General features: G+C 72.2%; 21 protein-coding genes. 11 read left to right on the top strand and 10 right to left on the bottom strand.

The features are described 5' to 3' along the window. Positions 1-93 precede the first annotated feature (93 nt). From IQ251_RS01640 to IQ251_RS01630, 3 genes are read left to right on the top strand one after another with little or no spacing between them, the layout of a single operon-like run. Positions 94-1302, top strand: a complete 1209-nt coding sequence (locus tag IQ251_RS01640) for an ArsA family ATPase (RefSeq protein WP_193926580.1) — start codon at positions 94-96, stop codon at positions 1300-1302. 5 nt (positions 1303-1307) lie between these two features. Then, entirely contained in the window at positions 1308-1706 is a 399-nt protein-coding gene (locus IQ251_RS01635) for a hypothetical protein (protein WP_193926579.1), read from the top strand. After that, the gene (locus tag IQ251_RS01630; protein ID WP_193926578.1) at positions 1700-2632 is read left to right on the top strand and encodes an ROK family protein; all 933 of its coding nucleotides are present in this window, start codon (positions 1700-1702) and stop codon (positions 2630-2632) included. The genes IQ251_RS01635 and IQ251_RS01630 overlap by 7 nt, the downstream gene beginning before the upstream one ends. Before the next feature lie 82 nt (positions 2633-2714). Here the strand turns inward: IQ251_RS01630 and IQ251_RS01625 are convergent, their stop codons facing one another. Both IQ251_RS01625 and IQ251_RS01620 read right to left on the bottom strand, forming a co-directional pair. Beyond that, positions 2715-3221, bottom strand: a complete 507-nt coding sequence (locus tag IQ251_RS01625; protein WP_193926577.1) for a DUF308 domain-containing protein — start codon at positions 3219-3221, stop codon at positions 2715-2717. Then, complete coding sequence (locus IQ251_RS01620; protein WP_193926603.1) at positions 3218-3985, bottom strand: alpha/beta hydrolase; 768 nt, start codon at positions 3983-3985, stop codon at positions 3218-3220. Before IQ251_RS01620 ends, IQ251_RS01625 begins: the two co-directional genes overlap by 4 nt. Positions 3986-4286: 301 nt before the next feature. Here IQ251_RS01620 and IQ251_RS01615 point away from each other — a divergent pair, with 301 nt between their 5' ends. The 4 genes from IQ251_RS01615 to IQ251_RS01600 all read left to right on the top strand — a co-directional run bounded on the left by IQ251_RS01615 (position 4287) and on the right by IQ251_RS01600 (position 8297). Beyond that, on the top strand, positions 4287-4985 hold the full coding sequence (locus IQ251_RS01615; protein WP_193926576.1) for a lysophospholipid acyltransferase family protein: 699 nt from the start codon (positions 4287-4289) through the stop codon (positions 4983-4985). A 45-nt stretch (positions 4986-5030) separates the two neighbouring features. Next, complete coding sequence (locus IQ251_RS01610; RefSeq protein WP_193926575.1) at positions 5031-5537, top strand: polyadenylate-specific 3'-exoribonuclease AS; 507 nt, start codon at positions 5031-5033, stop codon at positions 5535-5537. 99 nt (positions 5538-5636) lie between these two features. Next, positions 5637-6662 (top strand): 6-phosphofructokinase, encoded by a 1026-nt coding sequence (locus IQ251_RS01605; RefSeq protein ID WP_193926574.1) that lies wholly within the window; start codon positions 5637-5639, stop codon positions 6660-6662. A gap of 171 nt (positions 6663-6833) precedes the next feature. Beyond that, positions 6834-8297, top strand: coding sequence for an MFS transporter (locus IQ251_RS01600; RefSeq protein ID WP_193926573.1), 1464 nt, complete (start codon positions 6834-6836; stop codon positions 8295-8297). Between the two features lie 149 nt (positions 8298-8446). Here IQ251_RS01600 and IQ251_RS01595 read toward each other — a convergent pair whose 3' ends face one another. Continuing rightward, positions 8447-8677, bottom strand: coding sequence for a hypothetical protein (locus tag IQ251_RS01595; RefSeq protein ID WP_193926572.1), 231 nt, complete (start codon positions 8675-8677; stop codon positions 8447-8449). Positions 8678-8890: 213 nt separating this feature from the next. On the opposite strand from IQ251_RS01595, the gene IQ251_RS01590 reads away from it, so the two are divergent. From IQ251_RS01590 to IQ251_RS01580, 3 genes are all read left to right on the top strand, one after another. Then, positions 8891-9727, top strand: a complete 837-nt coding sequence (locus tag IQ251_RS01590; protein WP_193926571.1) for a helix-turn-helix domain-containing protein — start codon at positions 8891-8893, stop codon at positions 9725-9727. A gap of 15 nt (positions 9728-9742) precedes the next feature. Continuing rightward, positions 9743-9937: a DUF397 domain-containing protein gene (locus IQ251_RS01585; protein WP_193926570.1), complete on the top strand. Its 195-nt coding sequence runs from the start codon at positions 9743-9745 to the stop codon at positions 9935-9937. A 136-nt stretch (positions 9938-10073) separates the two neighbouring features. Beyond that, positions 10074-11462, top strand: coding sequence for a class II 3-deoxy-7-phosphoheptulonate synthase (locus tag IQ251_RS01580; RefSeq protein ID WP_193926569.1), 1389 nt, complete (start codon positions 10074-10076; stop codon positions 11460-11462). Positions 11463-11516: 54 nt separating this feature from the next. On the opposite strand, the gene mptB is transcribed toward IQ251_RS01580, so the two are convergent. Further along, a complete protein-coding gene (gene mptB / locus IQ251_RS01575) occupies positions 11517-12977 on the bottom strand; it encodes a polyprenol phosphomannose-dependent alpha 1,6 mannosyltransferase MptB (RefSeq protein WP_370591138.1) in 1461 nt (486 codons plus the stop codon). Positions 12978-13267: 290 nt separating this feature from the next. Next, positions 13268-15238 (bottom strand): Stk1 family PASTA domain-containing Ser/Thr kinase, encoded by a 1971-nt coding sequence (gene pknB, locus IQ251_RS01570; protein ID WP_228045910.1) that lies wholly within the window; start codon positions 15236-15238, stop codon positions 13268-13270. A gap of 350 nt (positions 15239-15588) precedes the next feature. On the opposite strand from pknB, the gene IQ251_RS01565 reads away from it, so the two are divergent. Further along, a complete protein-coding gene (locus tag IQ251_RS01565) occupies positions 15589-15954 on the top strand; it encodes an Rv2175c family DNA-binding protein (protein ID WP_370591137.1) in 366 nt (121 codons plus the stop codon). 29 nt (positions 15955-15983) lie between these two features. Here IQ251_RS01565 and crtI read toward each other — a convergent pair whose 3' ends face one another. The 5 genes from crtI to IQ251_RS01540 form a co-directional block, all read right to left on the bottom strand. Continuing rightward, a complete protein-coding gene (crtI, locus tag IQ251_RS01560) occupies positions 15984-17450 on the bottom strand; it encodes a phytoene desaturase family protein (RefSeq protein ID WP_193926567.1) in 1467 nt (488 codons plus the stop codon). Next, on the bottom strand, positions 17450-18577 hold the full coding sequence (locus IQ251_RS01555) for a polyprenyl synthetase family protein (protein WP_370591136.1): 1128 nt from the start codon (positions 18575-18577) through the stop codon (positions 17450-17452). The genes crtI and IQ251_RS01555 overlap by 1 nt, the downstream gene beginning before the upstream one ends. Before the next feature lie 102 nt (positions 18578-18679). After that, positions 18680-19453, bottom strand: a complete 774-nt coding sequence (locus IQ251_RS01550) for an ABC transporter ATP-binding protein (protein WP_193926566.1) — start codon at positions 19451-19453, stop codon at positions 18680-18682. Further along, positions 19450-20481, bottom strand: coding sequence for a FecCD family ABC transporter permease (locus tag IQ251_RS01545; RefSeq protein WP_193926565.1), 1032 nt, complete (start codon positions 20479-20481; stop codon positions 19450-19452). The genes IQ251_RS01550 and IQ251_RS01545 overlap by 4 nt, the downstream gene beginning before the upstream one ends. Beyond that, positions 20478-21518: an ABC transporter substrate-binding protein gene (locus tag IQ251_RS01540; RefSeq protein WP_228045909.1), complete on the bottom strand. Its 1041-nt coding sequence runs from the start codon at positions 21516-21518 to the stop codon at positions 20478-20480. The genes IQ251_RS01545 and IQ251_RS01540 overlap by 4 nt, the downstream gene beginning before the upstream one ends. Between the last annotated feature and the right edge of the window lie 18 nt (positions 21519-21536).

Here is a 21536-nt window from a genome sequence, read left to right as displayed (position 1 = left end):
GTTCAAGCGCAAGGCGGAGAAGATGATCATGGACACGGCGCTCAAGGAGCTCAAGCGCCAGGTCGAAGGCAACCGCTAGCCGAACGGAGCCCGTTGCGCATTCTGCTGTTCACCGGAAAGGGAGGGGTCGGCAAGACCACTCTCGCCGCCGCCACCGCGGCGCGCGTCGCGGCACGGGGCGGCAAAGTGCTCGTGGTCTCCACCGATCCCGCCCATTCGCTGGCCGACGCGCTGGGCGTGGAACTCGGGCCCGAGCCGCGCGAAGTCGCCCTGGCGCCTGCCCCGCTGCACGCGGCCGAGGTGCACACCCGCGATCTCGTGGACGGGGCGTGGAGCGAACTGCGCGGGCACCTGCGGACGCTGCTGCACGGAGCCGGGGTGGACGAGCTCGCCGCCGACGAGCTCACCGTGCTGCCCGGCGTGGAGGACCTGCTCGCGCTCAGCGAGGTGCACCGGCTGGCCGCCGGCGGGATGTGGGACGCGGTGATCGTCGACTGCGGTCCCACCGCCGAGACGCTGCGGCTGCTCTCGCTGCCCGAATCGCTGGCCGGTTACCTGGAGCGGCTGTTCCCCACCCACCGGCGCGCAGTGCGCGGAATGCTGGCCGGGATCGCCGGCAGCGAGCAGGTCGACCGCTGGGACTCGGTCGCCGATGCGCTGAGCAGGCTGGCCGAACGGCTCGCCGCGCTGCGCGAGATGCTCGTCGACGAGGGCACCAGCGTGCGGCTGGTGCTCACCCCGGAGGCCGTGGTCGCCGCCGAGACCCGCCGGACGTTGACCGCGCTGGCGCTGCAGCAGATCCGCGTCGACGGGCTCATCGCCAATCGCGTCGTGCCCGCTCCCGGTTCGGCCCGCGGTGCCGCCGCCGGCTGGTTGCGCACCCGCCGGCACGAGCAGGGGGACGTGCTCGACGCACTGCGCGCGGCTACCGACCTGCCGGTCCGCACCGTGCAGCACCGGGCCGCCGAACCGGTCGGCGAGGTGCTGCCGGAGCTCGGCGAGGAGCTGCACCCGGACGACGATCCGCTGGACACCGGTGCGGCGGCCCCGCAGATGCGGGTCACCGGCGGCGGGAAATCGCTGGACTCGGAGTACTCGCTGCTCATCGCGCTACCGCTGCATCCCGACGCCGAGCTCGGGCTGGCCCGGGTCGGTGACGAGCTCGCGATCACGGTGGACGGCAGGCGCCGGTTGATCGCGCTGCCGTCGGTGCTGCGGCGGTGCATCGTGACCTCGGCGGTGGCCGGGGACGACGGAGTGACCGTGGGGTTCCGGCCGGACCCCGAGCTGTGGATGCGGTGAGGCGGGTGGACCAGGTGCAGCACGAGCAGCTGCTGGACGAGCTCCGCGAACTGCTCGACACGATCAGCGGCAGGGCCGAGGACTACCTGCGCGCGTGCGCGTCCGCCGAGGGTGATGAGCCGCCCGGCGGGTGCGGTTGGTGCCCGGTCTGCGCGGCGGTGGCGCTGCTGGGCGGTCAGCGCTCCGAAGCCGCCGAGCGGCTGGTGCAGCAGCTGGTGGCGGCGGTGCGGGCATTGCGCGGGCTGCTGGCCGAGCAGGCGGCGGGCTCGGCGCCGACCGGTGAGCCCACCGCGGGACCGGCCGGTGCGCCCACCGAACCGCGCGCCGAGCGCGTGCAGCCCATCGACGTGCGGCGCGTGGACGGCAGGGTGCTGGACGGCGCGGAGGCGAACCGCCGTTGCTGACCATCGGGGTCGACGTCGGCGGGACCAGCGCCCGGGCGGCGGTGGTCGACCCGGGTGGTCGGATCCTGGACACGCGCCGGGTGCCCACACCGGGCGCGGTCGAGGCGCTCAACGCCGCGGTCACCGGAACGGTCCGCGCGCTGGCCGAGCGCTACCCGGTGGGCGCGGTGGGTCTGGCGGTGGCCGGTTTCGTCAGCGAGGACCGCAGGGTCGTCCGGTTCGCGCCGCACCTGGCGTGGCGGCAGGTCGCCGTCGCCGACGAGCTCGCCGCGCGGCTCGGGCTGCCCGTGGTGCTCGAACACGATGCGAACGCGGCCGCCGTCGCCGAACACCGGTTCGGCACCGCCCGCGGGGAGCGGGTGGCCGCCCTGGTGGCGATCGGCACCGGCATCGGCGGGGCCCTGGTGCTGGACGGCGAGGTGTTCCGCGGGGCGCACGGCGTAGCGCCCGAGCTCGGCCACCTGCGGGTGGTGCCCGGCGGCAGGCCGTGCCCGTGCGGCGGGAGCGGCTGCTGGGAGCGCTACTGCAGCGGCACCGCGCTGGCGCGCACCGACACCGAGCTGCGCGCCGCGGCCGGGCAGCAGGCCGGGGAGCGCACCGGGGTCGAGGTGGCGGCGGCCGCCGCCGACGGTGACGAGGTCGCGCTGCGCGCCGTCGATGACCTGGCGTACTGGTTGGGCGAGGGGCTGGCGCTGATCGCCGACGTCTACGACCCGGGCGTCGTGGTGCTGGCCGGCGGGGTCTCCGAATCGGCCGAGCTGTTCCTGCCGCGAGCGCGCGAGCACTTCGCGGCGTCGATCACCGGGACCGGGCACCGCCCGCTGGCCGAGGTGCGGCCGGCGCACTTCGGGGACACCGCTGCGCTGGTGGGTGCGGCCGCGCTCGCCCGCGAGCACGCCGCGGCGAACACCTCGCGCCCCGCCTGACACCCGTCGCGCGCCGGCCACCCGGTCGGAGGCGGTGCCCCGGGTCGGAGGCGGTGACCCGTGTCAGAGACGGTGCCCCGAGTCAGAGACGGGCACCGTCGTCGCCGGCGTCGTCCTCGGGATCGGAGGGGCCCTGCCGCAGCCGCAGCAGCAGCCAGCCGATACCCGCGCTGATCAGCACCAGGCCCAGCGGCAGGGTGACCGTGCTGGCCAACCCGGCCAGGCCGGGCACCAGCAGCACGAGCAGCCCGACGGCGATCACCGCGACTCCGGCCAGGGTGACCGGTTTCGGCGTGGGCAGTGGAGGAGGTTCCGGCGGCACGTAGTGCTCGTCGTCGGGGACCTCGGACGGCGTCCAGTCGCGCGGACCCGACTCGGCCTCCGGTTCGGGTGCCGGTGCGGTCGCCGCGGCACCGGTCGCACCGACCGGGTCCGGACCGGGATCGTCGGCGGTGCCGTCCGCACCGGGTGACCCGGTCTCCTGCGGCCACTGCGAGAAGGTCGCGTCCTTTTCCAGATCGGCGACGATCTCCGCGAAAGCCGCGTCGATGTCCTCGGGCCCGTCGGCGCTGTCGCGGCGCGTGCTCATACCGTTTCCTCCGCGCGCTTGCGGTGGATGCGTTGGAGAAAGTCCACGCTACCCGCGAACAGGGCGGGCGCGTCGTGGTCCAGGGTGGCGACGTGGAAGCTGTCCGGCAGCACGATCTCGGTGCGCTCGGAGCTGCTCACCCCGTCGAGCACCAGCTGCGCGTTGACCGGCTCCACGATGTGGTCGGTCGCCGATCGGTACAGCAGCACCGGCTGGTGCACCGCGGCGAGGTCGGCGCGGGTGACCCGCCAGAACCGCTGCAGGCTCGCCATGGCCCGGAGCGGCATCCGGTCGTAGGCCAGCTCGTGCGCGCCGGGGCGGGCGATGTCGCCGGCCAGCCCGGAAAGCGCGGGGATCACGCGGGACAGCACCGGCAGCAGGGCCGCCGATCGGCGCAGCGTGGTCACCGAGGGATTGACCAGCACGAGCCCGGCGAGATCGGGATGCCGTTCGGCCAGGCGCAGCGCGATCGTGCCGCCCATCGACTGGCCGAACACGAACACGGTCCGGCACTCCTGGCGCAGCCGGTCGAGCTCGGTCTCGGCCGCGGCGTACCAGTCGGTCCAGCGGGTGCGGTTCAGGTCCTGCCACCGGGTCCCGTGTCCGGGCAGCAGCGGTGCGCGCACCGTCGCCCCGGCCGCCGCGAGGTGTTCGCCCCACTCCCGCACGCTCTGCGGCGTGCTGGTGAACCCGTGGCACAGCAGCACTCCCGCGCCGGAAGATCCGGTGCGGTGCAACGGTTCGGCACCGGTCAGCACCGGCATCGCACCTCTGGCGGGCATCGCAGTCTCCCAACCGCGTTCTCGACCGCGGGTCCGGCACGGCTCGGACGCGGGTCGCAAGGGCAACAGGGCTCGCAGGGGCAACGGGATTCGCAGGGGCAACGGGAATCGCAGGGACAACGCGGGCACCCGAACAGGACACGTGGTGCGCTTTCCCATGTTCGCACGCGAACCCGGCGTTCTCCGAGCACGAGGCCCGATGCGTCAGGGGCCGCATTGTGCGCCGATCGGGCGCTCCGTAGGGTTAGCCTGTTATTCGGCGTGTCTAGGAGGCGGCGGCGCAGTGCTGTACTGGGTGATGAAGCACCTACTGCTCGGGCCCTTGATGAAACTGTTCTGCCGACCCCGTGTCGACGGCGTCGAGCACATCCCGGAGTCCGGTGGCGCGATCCTGGTGAGCAACCACCTCGCCGTCGCCGACTCGTTCTTCATGCCGCTGATGATGCCGCGGCGGGTGACCTTCTTGGCCAAGCGCGAGTACTTCACCGGAACCGGGATCAAGGGCCGGTTCAAGCGGTACTTCTTCTCCGGTGTGGGCCAGGTGCCCATCGACCGTTCCAGCGGAGCCGCCGCGCAGGCCGCTTTGGACACCGGGGTGCGGCTGCTGTCCGAGGGCAAGCTGCTGGGCGTGTACCCGGAGGGCACCCGCTCGCCGGACGGGCGCCTGTACAAGGGCAAGACCGGGGTCGCGCGGATGGCGCTGGAGTCGGGTGCACCGGTGATCCCGATCGCGATGATCGGCACCGACCGCGTCAATCCGATCGGCTCGAAGATGTGGTGGCCGCACAAGGTCGTCGTGCGCGTCGGCCCGCCGCTGGACTTCTCCCGCTACGAGGGCATGGCCGGCGACCGCTTCGTGGAGCGCTCGATCACCGACGAGATCGTCTACGCGCTCATGGAGATGTCCGGGCAGGAGTACGTGGACGTCTACGCCTCGAAGGTCAAGGACGAGCAGAGCGCGGACGGGGCCAAGGCCGGCTGACGGCCCGCGCACGGAGCTGCGCCGCGGGCGACCTACGCTTGCCCGGTGCGGTATTTCTACGACTGCGAGTTCATCGAGGACGGCACCACGATCGACCTGGTCTCGATCGGGGTGGTGGACGAGGCGGGACGCGAGTTCTACGCCGTGTCCACCGAGTTCGACGCCGCGCGGGCCGGGTCCTGGGTGCGCCGCAATGTCCTGCCGCAGTTGCCGCCGCCCGCCGACCGCCGCTGGCGTTCGCGCAGCGCGATCCGCGATGAGCTCTACGACTTCCTGAGCCCGCGGTCCGGCGGAGCGCAGATCGAGCTGTGGGCCTGGTTCGCCGCCTACGATCACGTGGCGCTGGCCCAGCTCTGGGGTTCGATGCCCGCGCTGCCGCAGCGGATCCCGAAGTTCACCCGCGATCTGCGGCAGCGCTGGGAGGACGTGGGCAAGCCGAAGTTGCCGCCCGCGCCGAACAACGCGCACGACGCGTTGGCCGACGCCCGGCACAACCTGCAGCGCTGGGAAGCCATCGAGCAGGCCCGCCGCAAGCAGGGCTTCGCGCTGTAGCCGACCGCGGGCCTTGCTGCACCGATCCAGTCCGTGCCACGCTGCTCCGCGGGGGAGACGTGGATCACGGACAGGAGGCGGCGCGAGATGCCGGCTGGAATGCGTGTCGGAGTACTCACCGGTGGCGGCGACTGCCCCGGGCTCAACGCGGTGCTGCGCGCGGTGGCTCGCAAGGGGATCGGGGTGCACGGTCATGAGGTGATCGGGTTCCGCAACGGCTGGTTGGGGCCGGTCGAGGGCCAGGTGCTGCCGCTGACCCTGGATTCGGTGGAGGACATCCTGTCTCGCGGTGGAACGATCCTCGGGTCCTCGCGCACCGACCCCTACCAGGTCGACGACGGGCCCGCCCGGATCCGGGCGGTGCTGGACGAGCAGCGGATCGATGCGCTGATCGCGATCGGCGGCGAGGACACGCTGGGGGTTGCCGAGCAGCTCACCCAGGACGGCGTGCCGGTGGTGGGCGTGCCGAAGACGATCGACAACGACCTGTCCGCGACCGACTACACCTTCGGTTTCGACACCGCGGTGCACATCGCCACCGAAGCCGTGGACCGGCTGCGCACCACCGCCGAATCGCACCACCGGGCGCTGGTGGTCGAGGTGATGGGCAGGCACGCGGGCTGGATCGCGCTGCATTCCGGTTTGGCCGGGGGCGCCAACGTGATCCTCGTGCCGGAGCAGCCGTTCGACGTCGAGCAGGTCACCGAGTGGGTGCAGCAGCGTTTCGAGCGCCAGTACGCGCCGATCATCGTCGTCGCCGAGGGCGCGGTCCCGCGCGGCGGGCAGGAGCAGCTGCAGACCGGGGAGAAGGATGCGTTCGGCCACGTGCGGCTCGGCGGGGTCGGCACGTGGTTGGCCGATGAGCTGGCCGCCCGCACCGGCAAGGAATCCCGCGCGGTGGTGCTCGGGCACACCCAGCGCGGCGGGACACCGACCGCCTACGACCGGGTGCTGGCCACCCGGTTCGGGCTGCACGCCGTGGACGCGGTGACCGAAGGTGATGTCGGCCGCATGGTGGCGCTGCGCGGGACGGACATCGTGCGGGTACCGCTGAGCGAGGCCACCGCCGAGCTAAAGACCGTCCCGCCGCAGCGCTTGGCCGAGGCGGAGGTGCTGTTCGGCTGATCCGGCCAGCGCAGCGCTCTGCGCGAAACGGACTTTTCGTTGCGCTGTCCGCGATTTCGCGGTCTCCCAGCATGCGGACGCCCGGTTTCCGCCGGGTAGCGTTCCCGCTCGTGCTTTCGGCCGCCCGGTGCTGCACCGGGCGGCCTCGTCGCGAGATCGAGGAGGAACGCCGTGTCCGCCCAACCGGTGGCCGAGCGGGAACCGGTGCTGATCCGCTCCGCCCGCGATGTCACGGATCTGGTCAACTCCGGTGCCGCGCGAGGCAGTCATGCGCGGATGATCGTGCTGCTGGCGCTCGGCGGCATCTTCCTGGACGCCTACGACCTGACCTCGCTGGCCTACGGGATCACCGACATCCGCGAGGAGTTCGGTCTGTCCCCGGCGTGGGCGGGCGCGGTCACCGCGTCGATCAGCGTGGGCGCGATCATCGGAGCCTGGTTCGGCGGCTACCTGGTCGACCGGCTCGGCCGGTACCGGGTGTTCATGGCGGACATGCTGTTCTTCGTGGTCTCCGCGCTGGGCTGCGCGCTGGCGCCGAACGCCGAGGTGCTGATCCTGTTCCGGTTCTTGATGGGGATCGGCGTGGGCATGGACATCCCGGTCGCCATGGCGTTCCTGGCCGAGTTCTCCCAGTTGCGCGGCAAGGCGAGCAAGGGTTCGCGCACCGCTGCCTGGTCGCCGGCCTGGTACGTGGCCACCTCGGGCTGCTACGTGGTGATCCTGGCGCTGTACTTCCTGCTGCCCGACCAGCACCACGACCTGCTGTGGCGGTTCACCGTCGGTTTCGGCGCGATCCCCGCGCTGGTGATCCTGCTGGTGCGCAACAAGTACATGAACGAGTCGCCGAGCTGGGCGGCCAACCAGGGCGATCTGCACCGGGCGGCCCGGATCCTGCGCGATTCCTACTCGGTCAACGCGGTGGTCGCCGAGGACGCCGAGGTGCCGCGCGAGCGGACCGAGCCGCGACGCGGTCTGGCGGATTTCGCCCGGTTGTTCAACGCCCGCTACCGCGCCCGCACGCTGCAGGCCCTGGTGATCAGCCTCGCGCAGACCTTCGGGTACAACGCGGTGGCCTACGGCCTGCCGATCATCATCGCCGGCCTGCTCGCTCAGGGGGAGCTGAACACGATCTCGGCGTCGCTGGTGCTGAACCTGGTGTTCGCGGTCTCCGGTGGGCTGCTCGGCATCCGGCTCGCGCACCGCGCGGGCGCTTGGTGGACGACGGCGCTCGGTTTCGCGGTGCAGCTGGCGTCGCTGGTGGCGCTGGCGATCATCGGTGAGCCGGGCGCCCTGCCGTGGGTGCTGGCCGCGCTGGCTGCGCTGGGTGCGTTCATGTTCGCCCAGGCCGCGGGACCCGGTGCGCAGTTCATGAGCTTCGCGTCGCTGAGCTACCCGACTTCGCTGCGCGGCACCGGTATCGGGTTCAACCAGGGCACGCTGCGCGTCGGCTCGACGCTGGCGCTGTTCTTCTTCCCGGTGCTGAGCGCGTCGCTGGGCAGCGGGGTGTTCTGGGTGCTCGCGCTCGCCCCGGTGTTCGGGCTGCTCGCGCTGCTGGCCAAGCGCTGGGAACCGGTCGGCTACGACGCGGACGCCGTGGAACGGGACACCGCTGATCGCGAGACCTCGGCGGCCTGATCCGCCCGCCGCCCGCCGGGAGAGGCGGCGGGCGGCGGGTCGGGTCGGTCCGCGCGACCGGGGGAGGTACCGCGCGGACCGGGAACGGCCCGGTTGTCGGGGATCCGGGCCGGCGCGCGTTGCTGCGCCGGGAGCGCGAGGCGCGGGTGTCAGGCCGGGGGCTCCTCCCGGACGGCAAGCCGGCCGGGGTGGGGTTCGGTGCGTTCGGTTTCGTTCGCGTACCGCCGCATGGTCATCGCGAGGTCGGCGAGAGCTTCGGCGAGACCGCGGCAGTCGTCCGGGCGGATCTCGCCGCGCGGCAGGTGGAAGGCCACCGCGTCCAGCTCCCACTGCGCCGCCCGCGCGCTGACCGCCAATGCCGCGGGATCGACGCCGATCACAGCCGCACCCGAACGCGCCTGCGCCGCAACGCCCGTCGCGCTCGTCGTTGGTGCCACCTGGTCAACATGTCCACCTCCGGTACTCGGCGATCCGCATTGAAGATCGTCATGAAATTGACGAGGTGGATATTACGAAACTGGAATTACAAATGACGAGATCTCGTCCGGGTGACAACACGGAACGGAGTGGCCGGTGCGGCATGATGAGCGCCCATGAACACATGGCCAGCGGTCCGTCGCGTCCAAGTCGGGCTGACGCTGCGCAGCTTGCGCGAGCAGGCGGGAGTCCGACCGAAGGATGTCGCTGAGCGCCTCGACTGGTACCCCAACAAGGTCACTCGTGTGGAGAAGGGCGAGCTGATCGTCAGCGCGGCGGAAGTCGAAGAACTCCTGCGCATGTTCGACGTGTCTGCCGGCGAAGATGCCGACCGGCTGCGGGTGCTCGCGCGTGAAGCCCGCAAACGGGATCGGCCGGCGCGTGTTCCGGACTGGGCGGCGACCTTCGTGGCCCTGGAGGGGGCGGCGGCCGAAATCAAGTACTACGACCCCGAGGTGGTTCCACCGATCTTCCAGACCGAGGACTACACCCGCGCCGTCCTGTCACACCCCCTCGACGACACCGTCGACGTGGAACCCGCGATCGCCGAACGCATGCAGCGGGCCGACCGTGCTCTGCTGGCGAAGCAGGCGCCGGAGGTCATGTGCGTGCTCGGAGAAGCGACGCTGTACCGGGCCATCGGTGGCAAGCACGTGTTGCGCGGGCAACTTCAGCACCTGCGCTGGGTGGCGGCTCGTCCGAACGTGACTTTGCAGATCCTGCCGTTCGATTCCGGAGAGCACGTAGCTCTGGGGACGTCGTGGACTGTGCTGCACCTGGCGGAGCCGGTCGCGACCTTTGTGTACACGGAATCCCTGGTGGGCAGCGACTACTTCGATAAGCCGTCCCAGACGGGCAGGCACCTCAAGGCATTCGACATCCTGTGCGGTGCAGCCTCCTCCGACCGGACTTCGGTGGATATGCTTGATCGCCGGATCGACGAGTTGACCTGACGGAGGTTCGACATCATGACCGTGTCCGGATGGCGCAAGCCGAGTCGTTCCGCTCAGGGCGCGCAGAACTGCGTCGAGGTGGGGTGCACCTCGGGTGGGGGTGCTGCGGTTCGGGACAGCAAGGATCGCGGTGCCGGGTACTTCACCGCAAGCCCGGACCAGTGGGCGCAGTTCGTGGCGGCGATCAAGCGGGGCCGCTACTCCCGCTGACCCCCGCTGCCCGCGAGGCCCGCGATGTGTGCTGGGTCATGCTGGGCCGTTCTGAATCGTCGTCGCCAGCGGCTCCCGGGTGTGGGACCGCTCTCCCGGATGAAAATCGGTGGAAAGTGCGCCCTATCCTGGGGGTGTGAACTGGACCGTCGACGTACCCGTGGAAGAGCTCCCGGAGCTCCCGCCGCTTCCGCCGGACATGCGCTCCCGGCTCGATGACGCGCTGGCTCGACCCGCCGAGCAGCAGCCGCGATGGCCGGATGCCGAGCAGGCCGCCAACGTGCGCAAGGTGCTGGAGAGCGTCCCGCCGGTGACCGTGCCGTCCGAGGTCGACCGGCTGCGCGGTTATCTCGCCGACGTGGCCAGGGGAGAGGCGTTCCTGCTGCAGGGCGGGGACTGCGCCGAGACCTTCGCCGACAACACCGAGCCGCACATCCGCGGCAGCATCCGCACGCTGCTGCAGATGGCCGTGGTGCTCACCTACGGCGCCAGCATGCCGGTGGTCAAGGTCGGCCGGATCGCGGGCCAGTACGCCAAGCCGCGGTCCAAGGACACCGACGCGTCCGGTCTGCTCGCCTACCGCGGCGACATGGTCAACTCGCTGGCCGCCACGGAGGAGGGGCGCAGGCACGACCCGTCCCGGCTGATCCGCGCCTACGCCAACGCCAGTGCCACGATGAACCTGTCCCGCGCGCTGACCAGCGCCGGGATGGCCGCCCTCGCGCAGGTGCACGACTGGAACAAGGACTTCGTGCTCAACTCCCCGGCCGGGGAGCGCTACGAGTCGGTCGCCGCCGAGATCGACCGTGGCCTGCGGTTCATGGCCGCCTGCGGGGTGGACGACTCCAGCCTGCACGGCGTCGACTTCTTCGCCAGCCACGAGGCGCTCGTGCTCGATTACGAGCGGGCCATGCTGCGGCTGGACACCAGCCAGGAGCAGCCGCGGCTGTTCGACCTGTCCGGGCACTTCCTGTGGATCGGTGACCGCACTCGCCAGCTCGACGGGGCACACATCGCGTTCGCCGAACTACTGTCCAACCCGATCGGCCTCAAGATCGGCCCGAACACCACGCCCGAGCAGGCGGTGGAGTACGTCGAGCGGCTCGACCCGCGCAACGAGCCGGGCCGGCTCACGCTGATCAGCAGGATGGGCAACAGCAAGGTCCGCGACGTGCTGCCGGCGATCGTGGAGAAGGTCACCGCCTCCGGGCACCAGGTCATCTGGCAGTGCGACCCGATGCACGGCAACACGCACGAGTCCAGCACCGGCTACAAGACGCGGCACTTCGACCGCGTCGTCGACGAGGTGCAGGGCTTCTTCGAGGTGCACCACCGGCTCGGCACGCACCCCGGCGGTATCCACGTGGAGCTGACCGGCGAGAACGTGACCGAGTGCATCGGCGGTGCGCAGGAGATCTCGGACAGCGATCTGGCCGGGCGCTACGAGACCGCCGTCGACCCGCGGCTGAACACGCAGCAGTCGCTGGAGCTGGCGTTCCTGGTGGCCGAGATGCTGCGCAGCTGAGTCGCGCGACGCTTCGGGCCCGGTACCGCACGAGCGGTGCCGGGCCCGTTCGCTTCAGCGGGCGCCGGCGCGTTCCGCCGGCAGGAAGCGCTGCTCGGCGGCAGGCTCCCCCCGCAGCCCCAGCGGGTCGAAGCGCACCAGGGATTCCGCCGCCAGCAGGGCCGCGGCCAACCCGAGCGCCATCAGCGGGAAGTTGTCCATCGCCTCCTCGCCGTCCGGGTAGTAGGCGACCACGAGCACCACTGTCGCCCCGACCACCCAGGACAGCCCCCGCCGGGTCCACGGCAGCGCGCAGGCCAGGGCAACGGACCAGGTCAGGTACCAGGGCAGCACGGTCGGGGACAGCAGCGCCGCCGCGCACAGCACGATCGCCGCCCGGCGCACCGCGTCCGGACCGCCGTCCCGGGCCCGCCACCACTGCCAGGCGATGAGCCCGGCCAGCGCCACCGACCCCACCGAGCGCCCGAACTCGACGAACGGGACCGGGTGCGCGTCCACGACCAGGTCGACCAGGATGTGCAGGGCTTGGCCCAACCCGGTCGGCAGCGACAGGTAGTTGACGATCAACCCGGGCGCGGACAACGCGGGCAGCCAGCCGAACCCGACCTTGGCCGCCAGCACGCACGCGCCGAACACGGCCGCGAACAGCGCGAGGGCCGGCAGCACCGCCCGCGCGAACCGGCGCCACAGCGGACCTTCCAGCCGCGCGGCCCAGATCCAGACCAGGAACGGCAGTGCCACCCCGGCCGTCGCCTTGATCGCCATCGCCAGCGAGACCAGCACCACCCCGGCCGCCGGTCGTCCCTCCAGCGCCAGCAGCGCGCCCGCGGCCAGCAGCCCGATCATCAGCATGTCGTTGTGCGGGCCGCCGACCAGGTGGATCACCGTCATCGGGCTGGCCACCGACAGCCACAGCGCGACCGGCAGGCTGCCGCCGAGATGGCGCACCAGGCCCGGCAGCACGCACACGAGCAGCAGCAGCCCGGCCAGCAGCATCAGCCGCATCAGCACGATGCCGGTGATCAGCTCGTGGCCGGCCAGCAGCAGCACGCCCTTGGCGATTCCGATGAACAGCGGACCGTACGGCGCCGGGGTGTTCTGCCAGGTCGGGTGCACGTTCTCCGGGATCGGCCCGGTGAGTTCGCCCGGCCCGACGCCGTACGGATCCATCCCGTGCAGCGCCAGCAGACCCTGCCCGAGGTAGCTGTACACGTCCCGGCTGAACAGCGGTGGGGCCACCAGCAGCGGAGCGATCCACGCCGCCGCGGCCAGCAGCACGCCGCGCGCGTCGACGAGATGCGCCAGCACGCCGCGCCCCAGCCGCACCCAGGCCCACACCAGCAGGCCGAACCCGGTGTAGACCAGCGCGGTCGCCGCGGTCAGCCCGTGCCCGTAGCGCAACACCGACAGCGGGCCGGAGCCCAGCACCGGGTCGTGCGTCAACGTGCCCCCGGCGCCCAGCGAACCGGTCAGCAGGAGCAGCGCACCGAGCAGACCGAGGCCCACGGTGCGCACGGGCAGGGATGTCGGGGCGCGCTCTCCGGGGGGACGGTCGCCGTCGGCGGACAGATCGGGCGCGCGTTCGAGGGGAGCAGTCGGGGGCATGGTCCGCCCAATATTTCCATATCGGGCAACCAGCGGTGCTCTGACCAGCCCAGATCGATCGGGCGATCTCGGAACCGGGCTGCAGGGCGATGTGGTCGGCGCTGGTCAGTGCCGAGATCGGCGGGCGGCTGAGATCAGCATCACAGCGGTTCCGCGACCGTCGGGACCCGGGTGCGCCGCGACGCACCCGGGCGACGTGGCTAGAACGCGGTGACCCGCACCGCCGAACCGGGCTCGACGTTGCTGCCCGGCAACGGCAGCTGGCCGAAGATCCGCATGTTCGGCCGTTCGAACAGCGACTGCACCTCCAGCTGCAGACCGCGTTCGGCCATCGCTCGCTGGGCGTCCTCCACCGAGGCGCCGTTGAGGTTGGGCACGGCCACCGCGTCCGACAGCACCACGCTGATCTGCGGCGTGCCCTGCAAGCGGACCTCGGTGCCGCCCGACGGGTCGGTGCCGATCACGTGATCGCCCGGCACATCGGAGTCGAACCGCCGCTCGGCTTCCACCGGCTCGAACCCGGCCGCGCTGAGCTGGGCGAACGCCTCGTCCCGGTTCATCCCGCGCACGTCGGGCACCGGGACCGGCGGGGGCCCCTTGCTCACGGCCAGCGTGACCTCGGAGCTGGAGTTCAACGGGGTTCCCGGCGCCGGGCTGACCCCGATCACCCGCCCCTCGGGCACCGAGGTGTGGAACTTGTCCGCCGAGGCGTCGCGCGTGGGGACCAGCTGGGCGTTGCGCAGCGCGCTCTCCGCCTCGGCCACGGTGCTGCCCTCGCCGATGTCCGGGACCCGGGGCTTGCCCAGCGAGACGACCAGATCCACCGAGCTGGAGGTGGACACCTGCCCACCCGGTTCGGGGGCCGAGCTGATCACCACGCCCTCGGGCACGTTGTCGTCGTGCTCGCGGGCGACGTCGGCCGACAGCCCCACCTGGGAGAGCATCTCCTGCGCCGCTTGCTCCTGTTCACCCACGACCGGCGGGACGTCCGCGTAGCGGCCGCTGCCCAGCCAGAACGCCGCGCCGCCGACCAGGGCCGCCAGCACGATCACCGCGATCGTCCACAGCGCCATGCGCCGCTTGCCGCCGCGCGCGGTCGGCTGCCGCGGATCCGGGCCACCCACCGCGGCCAGTTCCTGCGTGCTGTCGTCATCGGTGGCGGGCCGCTGCATCGCGCGGGTGCCCTGCGGTCCGGACGATCCGCCGCCGACCGCGGGCAGCTGCGCCGTCGGCGGGTCCTCGGCCGGGATGTGCTGGGTGGCTTCCGGGACGGCCGCGGCGGGGGCCTGCACCGGGGTCAGCGCGATACCGAGATCGGTGCGCACCTGCTCCAGTTCGGTGCGGAAGGCGTGCGCGTCGGCCGGGCGCTGCTGCTCGTCCCGGCGGGTCGCGCGCACCACGAGGTCGTCGATCTCGGCGGGCAGCTCGCCGACCGACTCGCTCGGCGGCGGGACGTCGTCGTTGACGTGCCGGTAGGCCACCGACATGGCGGTGTCACCGACGTAGGGCGGCCGGCCGGTGAGCATCTCGAAGAGCACGATCCCGGCGGCGTAGACGTCGGTGCGCGCATCGGCCGCACCGGTGGTGACCTGCTCCGGGGACAGGTAGGCGACCGTGCCGAGGATCACGCTTCCGCTGGTCGTCCCGGCCGAGGCCGCGGCGCGCACCAGGCCGAAGTCGGCGACCTTGACCGAGCCGTCCGTGCCGATCAGCACGTTCTCCGGCTTCACGTCGCGGTGCACCATGCCGGCGTCGTGCGCGGCGGCCAACGCGGACAGCACCGGCTCCATGACGCTGATCGCCTCGGGCAGCGGGAGCCTGCCGCGGTCGACGATCAGATCGCGCAGCGTGCAGCCCTCGACCAGCTGCATGACCAGGAAGACGTGGTCGCCCTCCGCGGAATGGTCCACGCCCTGGTCGTAGACGGCGACGATCGACGGGTGGTGCAGGCTCGCGGCGGCCCGGGCCTCCCGCTCGAACCGCTCCACGAACGAGCGGTCGCCGGAGTACTGGGCATCCATGACCTTGATCGCGACCCGCCGGTCCAGCCGGGTGTCCAGCCCGCGGTAGACGGTGGACATGCCGCCGCGGGCGATCTGCGCGTCGATCCGGTACCGGCGTTCGAGCATGGCTCCGACCAGGTTCGAGCCGGAGCGTGTCTCAGAAGTCATCGTCCGCCAACCGCCGGTGTTCCGTTCCACGTCGATTCTCGCAGGCCAACCGCGCTGTCCCGGGGACGGCTCGGCCGCACGTGCGCAGCCGGCGGCGCCTGGGTCTCATCGGGCACCCCGCCATCCTAGGTGCCGCGGCCCCACCGCGGGCGGACCCCGCACCGTCGGTGTTCGTGCGCACACGCGGTTCCGGTGCTGGTGAGCGCGATCACCGTCCCTGCTGGACCGCTCGGCGCAGCCCCGGCGCGCAACCGCAGCCGCACTCCTCCGGCACGGCGAATCGATCAGGGCCGCCGTGTAACCCGTACGGTGCAAAGCGGTCGGGGGGCTCGTATGGCAAGGTGTGCGGCGTGAGTGCGATCCCAGCCGCCCCGGATGTGCTCGCTCCCGACGTGGAGGTCGTTCCGCTGCCCGACGTCGCCGAGCGCTTCGGCCAGCCCGTCACCCGGGTGCACCAGATGATTCGCGATGGCCACCTGATCGCCCTGCGCCGCGAGGGGGTGCTGGGTGTGCCCACCGCGTTCCTCACCGACACGGCGGTCGTGAAGGGCCTGCCCGGCACGATCACCCTGCTGCGCGACGCCGGGTACCAGGAGGACGAGATCCTGCGCTGGCTGTTCACGGCCGACGACACGCTGCCCGGCACGCCGATCGACAACCTGCGCGGCGACCGCGGCCGCGAGGTCAAGCGCCGCGCGCAGGCGATGGGTTTCTGAGCAGGCCGGCTCGCTGACCGGTCCGGTGATCAGCGCGGTCCGGTGATCCGCTGCGCGGCGAGCTTGCCGGACAGCAGCACCGGTGGCACCCCCACGCCGGGGGTCGTTCCGGCACCGGCCAGCACCGCGTTCTCCAGCCCGCGCACCAGGTTGCGCGGTCGGAACGGCCCGGTCTGCGCGAAGGTGTGCGCGGCGGAGAACGGAGTGCCCGCCGCGTGGCCTGCCTGCGCCCAGTCCTGCGGGGTCACCAGGTGCTCGGCCTCGATCGCGTCCGGGCCGCCGAGCCCGCGGCTCTCCAGGACGCGCAGCAGCTCCGCGCGGTAGGCGGGACCGATCCGCGCCCAGTCCACCGGTCCGGTGCGCAGGTTCGGGCAGGGCGCGAGCACGTACTGCAGCTCGCGACCGGGCGGGGCCAGGTGCGGATCGCTGGCCGTGGGCCGGGTGATCAGCAGCGACGGATCGGTCATCAGCCTGCCGTCCCGCACGATCTCGGTGAACGTGTCGTCCCAGGCGGCGCCGAACGAGATGGTGTGGTGCGCGTCGGTCCAGCGCTGCGTCGTCCCGGCGTGCAGCACCACCGCCGAGGGGGAGAAGCGCAGGCCGCGGCGTGCGGGCAGCCGGAGCAGCCGTTGTGCCGCGGGCAGGTCCGGGGTGAGCACGACGGCGTCCGCCGGGAAGCGCTCATCCTGGCCGGTGCGGACCTCGGTGATCCGGTTCCCGCTGTGCACGAGTTCGGTGACCTCGGTCCCGAAGCGCAGGTCGACCCCGGCGTCGGTGGCAGCGGCCGCCAGCGCGCGGGGCAGCGCGTGCATCCCGCCGCGCGGGAACCACACGCCGCGGACGGTGTCCATGTACGAGATCACCGCGTACAGGGCCAGCGCGCGGCGCGGGTCCAGGCCCGCGTACAGCGCCTGGAAGGAGAACACCCGGCGCACCCGCTCGTCGCCGAGGAACCGCCGTACCGCGGGACCGAGCCGGCCGAATCCGCCCAGGGCGGCGAGCTCGGCCAGCTGCGGGGTCGCCAGCTGCAGCGGCGAGTCGAAGTTGGCGTCGATGAACCGGTCCCTCTCCACCCGGTACAGCTCGGTGAGCCAGCGTCGCAGCCTGCGGTAGCCCGCGGCCTCCCGCGGCCCGGCGAACCGGCGCACCTCCTGCTCCATCGCCTCGCCGTCGGTGTGCACGTCGAGCTCTGAGCCGTCGGCGAACTGCGCCCGGTAGGCGGGGTGCAGCGGGATCAGCTCCAGCCGGGCGGCCAACGAGTCGCCGACCGCGTGCAGCGCCTCATCGGCGAGTTCCGGCATGGTCAGCACGGTCGGCCCGGTGTCCACCCGGTAGCCGTCCAGCTCCAGCGTTCCGGCCAGCCCGCCCGCGGTGCGCCCGCGTTCCAGCACCGTCACCTGCCGGCCCGCTCCGGCCAGGTGCAACGCGGCGGCGAGTCCGGCCAGGCCGGCGCCCACGACGACCACGCGGTCGGCGCGGCAGGCGACGGTGCGCATCAGCGGGTGCGGTCGGTGACCGCCACGGCCAGCTCGGACAACCGGGTGGCCGCGGGCTCGGCCAGCTGCGCGGACTCCAGCGCCGACATCGCCGATCCGGTCAGCTCACCGATCCGCTTCTCCACCGCGTCGACCGCGCCCAGATCGGTGAGCAGCTGCATGGCGCGCCCGATGCGGGTCTCGTCGAGCTCGGGGTCGGCGAGCACTCCGCGCAGCAGGTCCAGCGCTTGCCGGTCGTCGCGTTCGCGGGCCGTGGCGACCGCCTCGGCGACCAGCAGCGTGCGCTTGCCCTCCCGCAGGTCGTCCCCGGCGGGCTTGCCGGTCAACTCCGGGTCGCCGAACACGCCGAGCAGGTCGTCGCGCAGCTGGAACGCGACTCCGATGTCCGAGCCGAAGCGGCGCAGCGCGCGCAACGTCGACTCGTCGGCGCCCGCTGCTTCGGCGCCCAGTTCCAGCGGCCGCTGCACCGTGTAGGACGCCGACTTCAGCCGGCAGATCTGCAGCGCGGCCTGCGGCGTCTCGTCTTCGCGGAACTGGCCGAGCACGTCGAGGTACTGGCCGGCCAGCACCTCGGTGCGCATGGCCTGCCACGGGCGCAGGGTGCGGACCAGGGATTCGGCGGGCAGACCGGCGCTGTGCAGCCGGTCGTCGGCCCAGGACAGCGCGAGGTCGCCGAGCAGCACCGCGGCGGCCATCCCGAACCGGCCGCCGTCACCGCGGTAGCCACCGGCGTGGTGCTGCTGCTCGAACGTGCGGTGCATCGTGGGCTTGCCGCGGCGGGTGTCCGAATCGTCGATCAGGTCGTCGTGCACCAGCGCGCACGCTTGCAGCAGTTCCAGCGCGGTCGCCGCGCGGAGCATGGCCGTGGCCTGCTCGCCGGTTGCGGTACCGCCCGAGGCCCGCCATCCCCACCAGGCGAACGTGGGCCGGATCCGCTTTCCGCCGCCGAGCACGAATTCCGCGAGCTCGCCGGTCGCGCTCTCGAAGGCCGGGTCGAGCTCGGCGGCCTCGGCGCCGCGGACCCGGAGGTATTCCGCCAGCGAGCGCTGGACCTGTCCGGGCAGATCGGATTCGACCACGGTGGGGTCGATGTCGGTTTCCTCGGTGACCAGATGCGATGCGGGCACACCACCATCCTCCGCGATGCCGCAGACGGGTGACGCGCGGCCCCCGGGTCGCGATCCGTGCCCGTTCGGGTGCCGTGCGGCGTCACGTCCCCGCGAATCTGTTCACCGGATGCGCTCGGGCAGGAAGCGGATGTGCGCGCGGCCCTCCGGCGGCACCTTCGTCACCTCGCAGGAGACCCCGTAGACGTCCCCGACGAGTTCCGGCGTCAGCACCTCGGCCGGCTCGCCCGCCTCGACCACGCGCCCCGCGGACAGCACCAGCACCCGGTCGCAGAACGCGGCGGCCAGGTTCAGATCGTGCAGGGCGACGATGCTGGTCACCGGCAGGCGCCGGATCAGCGCGAGGAGTTCGAGCTGGTGCGCGATGTCCAGGTGGTTGGTCGGCTCGTCCAGCAGCAGTTCGGACGGCTGCTGCGCCAGCGCACGGGCGATCTGCGTGCGTTGGCGCTCCCCGCCGGAGAGGCTGTGCCAGCCGCGTTCGGCGAGGTCGGTGAGCCGGGCGTGGTCGAGGGCTTCGGCCACCGCGGCTTCGTCGTGCGCGCGCGGCCGGCCCCAGCCGTTCCGGTGCGGGGTGCGGCCGAGCAGCACCACATCGCGCACCGTCACGTCCAGTTCGGTGGACGACTCCTGCTCGACGACGGCGATCTGCTTGGCCAGGTCGGAGCTGTGCCAGGAACCGATGTCGGTGTCCTCGACCAGGACGCTGCCGCTCTCCGGGCGCCGCAGCCCGGCCAGTAGGCGCAGCAGGGACGACTTGCCGGAACCGTTCGGCCCCAGCAGGCCCAGCGTGCTGCCGGGCGAGACGTGCAGGTCGACCCGGTCGACGACGAGTTTTCCGCCGGCGCGCCAGGAGACCTCGCGTGCTTCGATGCTCACCGGTTCACCCGCTTCCGGATCAGGATCAGCGCGAATACCGGCACGCCGACCAGTGCGGTCAGCACGCCCACCGGGACTTCTTGCGGGGCGGCGAGCGTGCTCGCCAGCGAGTCCACCCACACCAGCAGGACCGCTGCCCACAGCGCGGTGACCGGCAGCAGCACCCGGTGGCCCGGCCCCACGAGCAGGCGCACGGCCTGCGGTAGCACCAGTCCCACGAATCCGATGGCGCCGGCTGCGGCGACCAGGGATGCGGTGAGCAGGGCGGTGATCACCAGCAGTGCGGTGCGCAGCACTCGGACGTCGACACCGAGGCTGGTGGCGGCGTCGCTGCCGAAGGCGAACGCGTCGAGCTTGCCCGCCTGGGACAGGCACAGCGCCAGCGCCACCAGGCAGATCACCGCGGTGACCGCCACATCGGTCCACCGCGCCCCGGACAGCGAACCCAGCAGCCAGAACAGCACCGCCTGGGTCTGCTCGGCATCGGCCGAGGTCATGACGATGTAGGAGGTCAGCGAGGAGAACAGCTGCGTGCCGGCGACTCCGGCGAGGATCACCCGGCTCGTCCCGCCGCCGGCCAGGTGGGCCAGCAGCATCACGAGCCCGAACGCGAGCAGCGCCCCGACGAAAGCCCCGGCCGTCAGGCCGACCGCGCCGAACCCGAGGCCGAGAACCGTCACGGTGACGGCGCCGGTGGACGCGCCGGAGGAGACACCGAGCAGGAACGGGTCGGCCAGCGGGTTGCGCAGCAGCGACTGCAGGACCGCACCGCACACCGCGAGCCCGGCGCCGCAGATCGCGGCCAGCAGCGCACGCGGCAACCGCAGTTCCCAGACGATGCCCTGCGATATGCGGGACAGGTCGGTTTCGCCGAGCCCGAGCCGGGCCCCGACGACCTCGAACACCTCGGGCACCGTGAGATCGGCGGGACCCTGGGTGATCACGGCCGCCAGGGACAGCAGCAGCGCCGGGAACCCGAGCACCAGCAGCAGCACCGCGCGGTGCTCGCGGTCGAGCAGTCGGCTCACCGCTGCCGATCCAGTTCGACCAGCGCGTCGGCCAGCTGCTCGATCCCGTCGACGGTCTGCAGGCTGACGTTGAGCGCGGTACCGGTCATCGGTAACCACCGCTGCTCGCGCGCCGCATCCAGCTGGGAGGCGGCCGGATCCTCGCGCAGGAACCGCTCCTTGGCCGCCAGGCCGTCGCCCTCGCTGTCCCGGGTGAGATCGCCCAGCACCAGCAGATCAGGGTTGCGGCGCAGGATGTCCTCCCAGCCGATCTGTGGCCACATGCCGGGTTCATCCGTGTAGGTGCTCTGCACGCCCAGGGTGCGCGCCATCAGCGCGGGCGAACCGGTGCCGCCGGCCACGTAGGGGGACTGGGTGCGCGCGAACCAGAACAGCACCGAGGTGTCCGCGGGCAGATCCAGCCCCTCGACCTTCTGCTGCGCGGCCGCCACCCGTTGTTCCAGCTGTGCGACCAGCCGCTCACCGCGCTCCGGCACGCCGAAGAGGGCGGCGATGTCGCGCACCTCGCCGTAGATGTCGGCCAGCTCGACGGGTTCGGACAGCGGCGCCTCTTCGGGCAGGCAGTTGCTGGGGGACAGGTAGGTCGGCACCCCGAGCTCGTCGAACCGCTCCCGCTCGGCGACCGAGCCGTCGGTGAACACGGCCTGGTAAGCGCCGAGCACGATGTCCGGTTCGGTTTCCAGCACGCCTTCGAACGAGGGGGTGTTCTCGGTGAGCACCGGGACCTGTTCGTTGGCCGCGGCCAGATCGGGATGCACGGGGTCGGTCCAGGTCGCCGAGCCGACCATCCGGTCCTGCAGGCCCAGCGAGAGCATGATCTCGGTCGTGCTCTGGTTGAGGCTCACCGCGCGCTGCGGGGGTTCTTCGACGGTGACGTGGTGGTCGCAGTTGGACAGTTCGGCGAAGGCCTTGCCCGAGCCGCGGTCCGCGTCCGGTGCCGCGCAGCCGCCCACCAGCAGCAGTGCGGTGGTCAGCAGGGTCGTTCGTCGCGCCGGGATCCGGTGCTCTCGGATCCGGGCGCGGGCAGCGGACAGCATGCGGCAAAACCTCCACCG

Source organism: Saccharopolyspora montiporae (assembly GCF_015209505.1).
In the GTDB taxonomy this organism is placed as follows: Bacteria; Actinomycetota; Actinomycetes; order Mycobacteriales; family Pseudonocardiaceae; genus Saccharopolyspora; species Saccharopolyspora montiporae.
The sequence above is the reverse complement of the archived record's forward strand: the minus strand, read 5'-3'. Positions and strand labels throughout refer to the sequence as shown.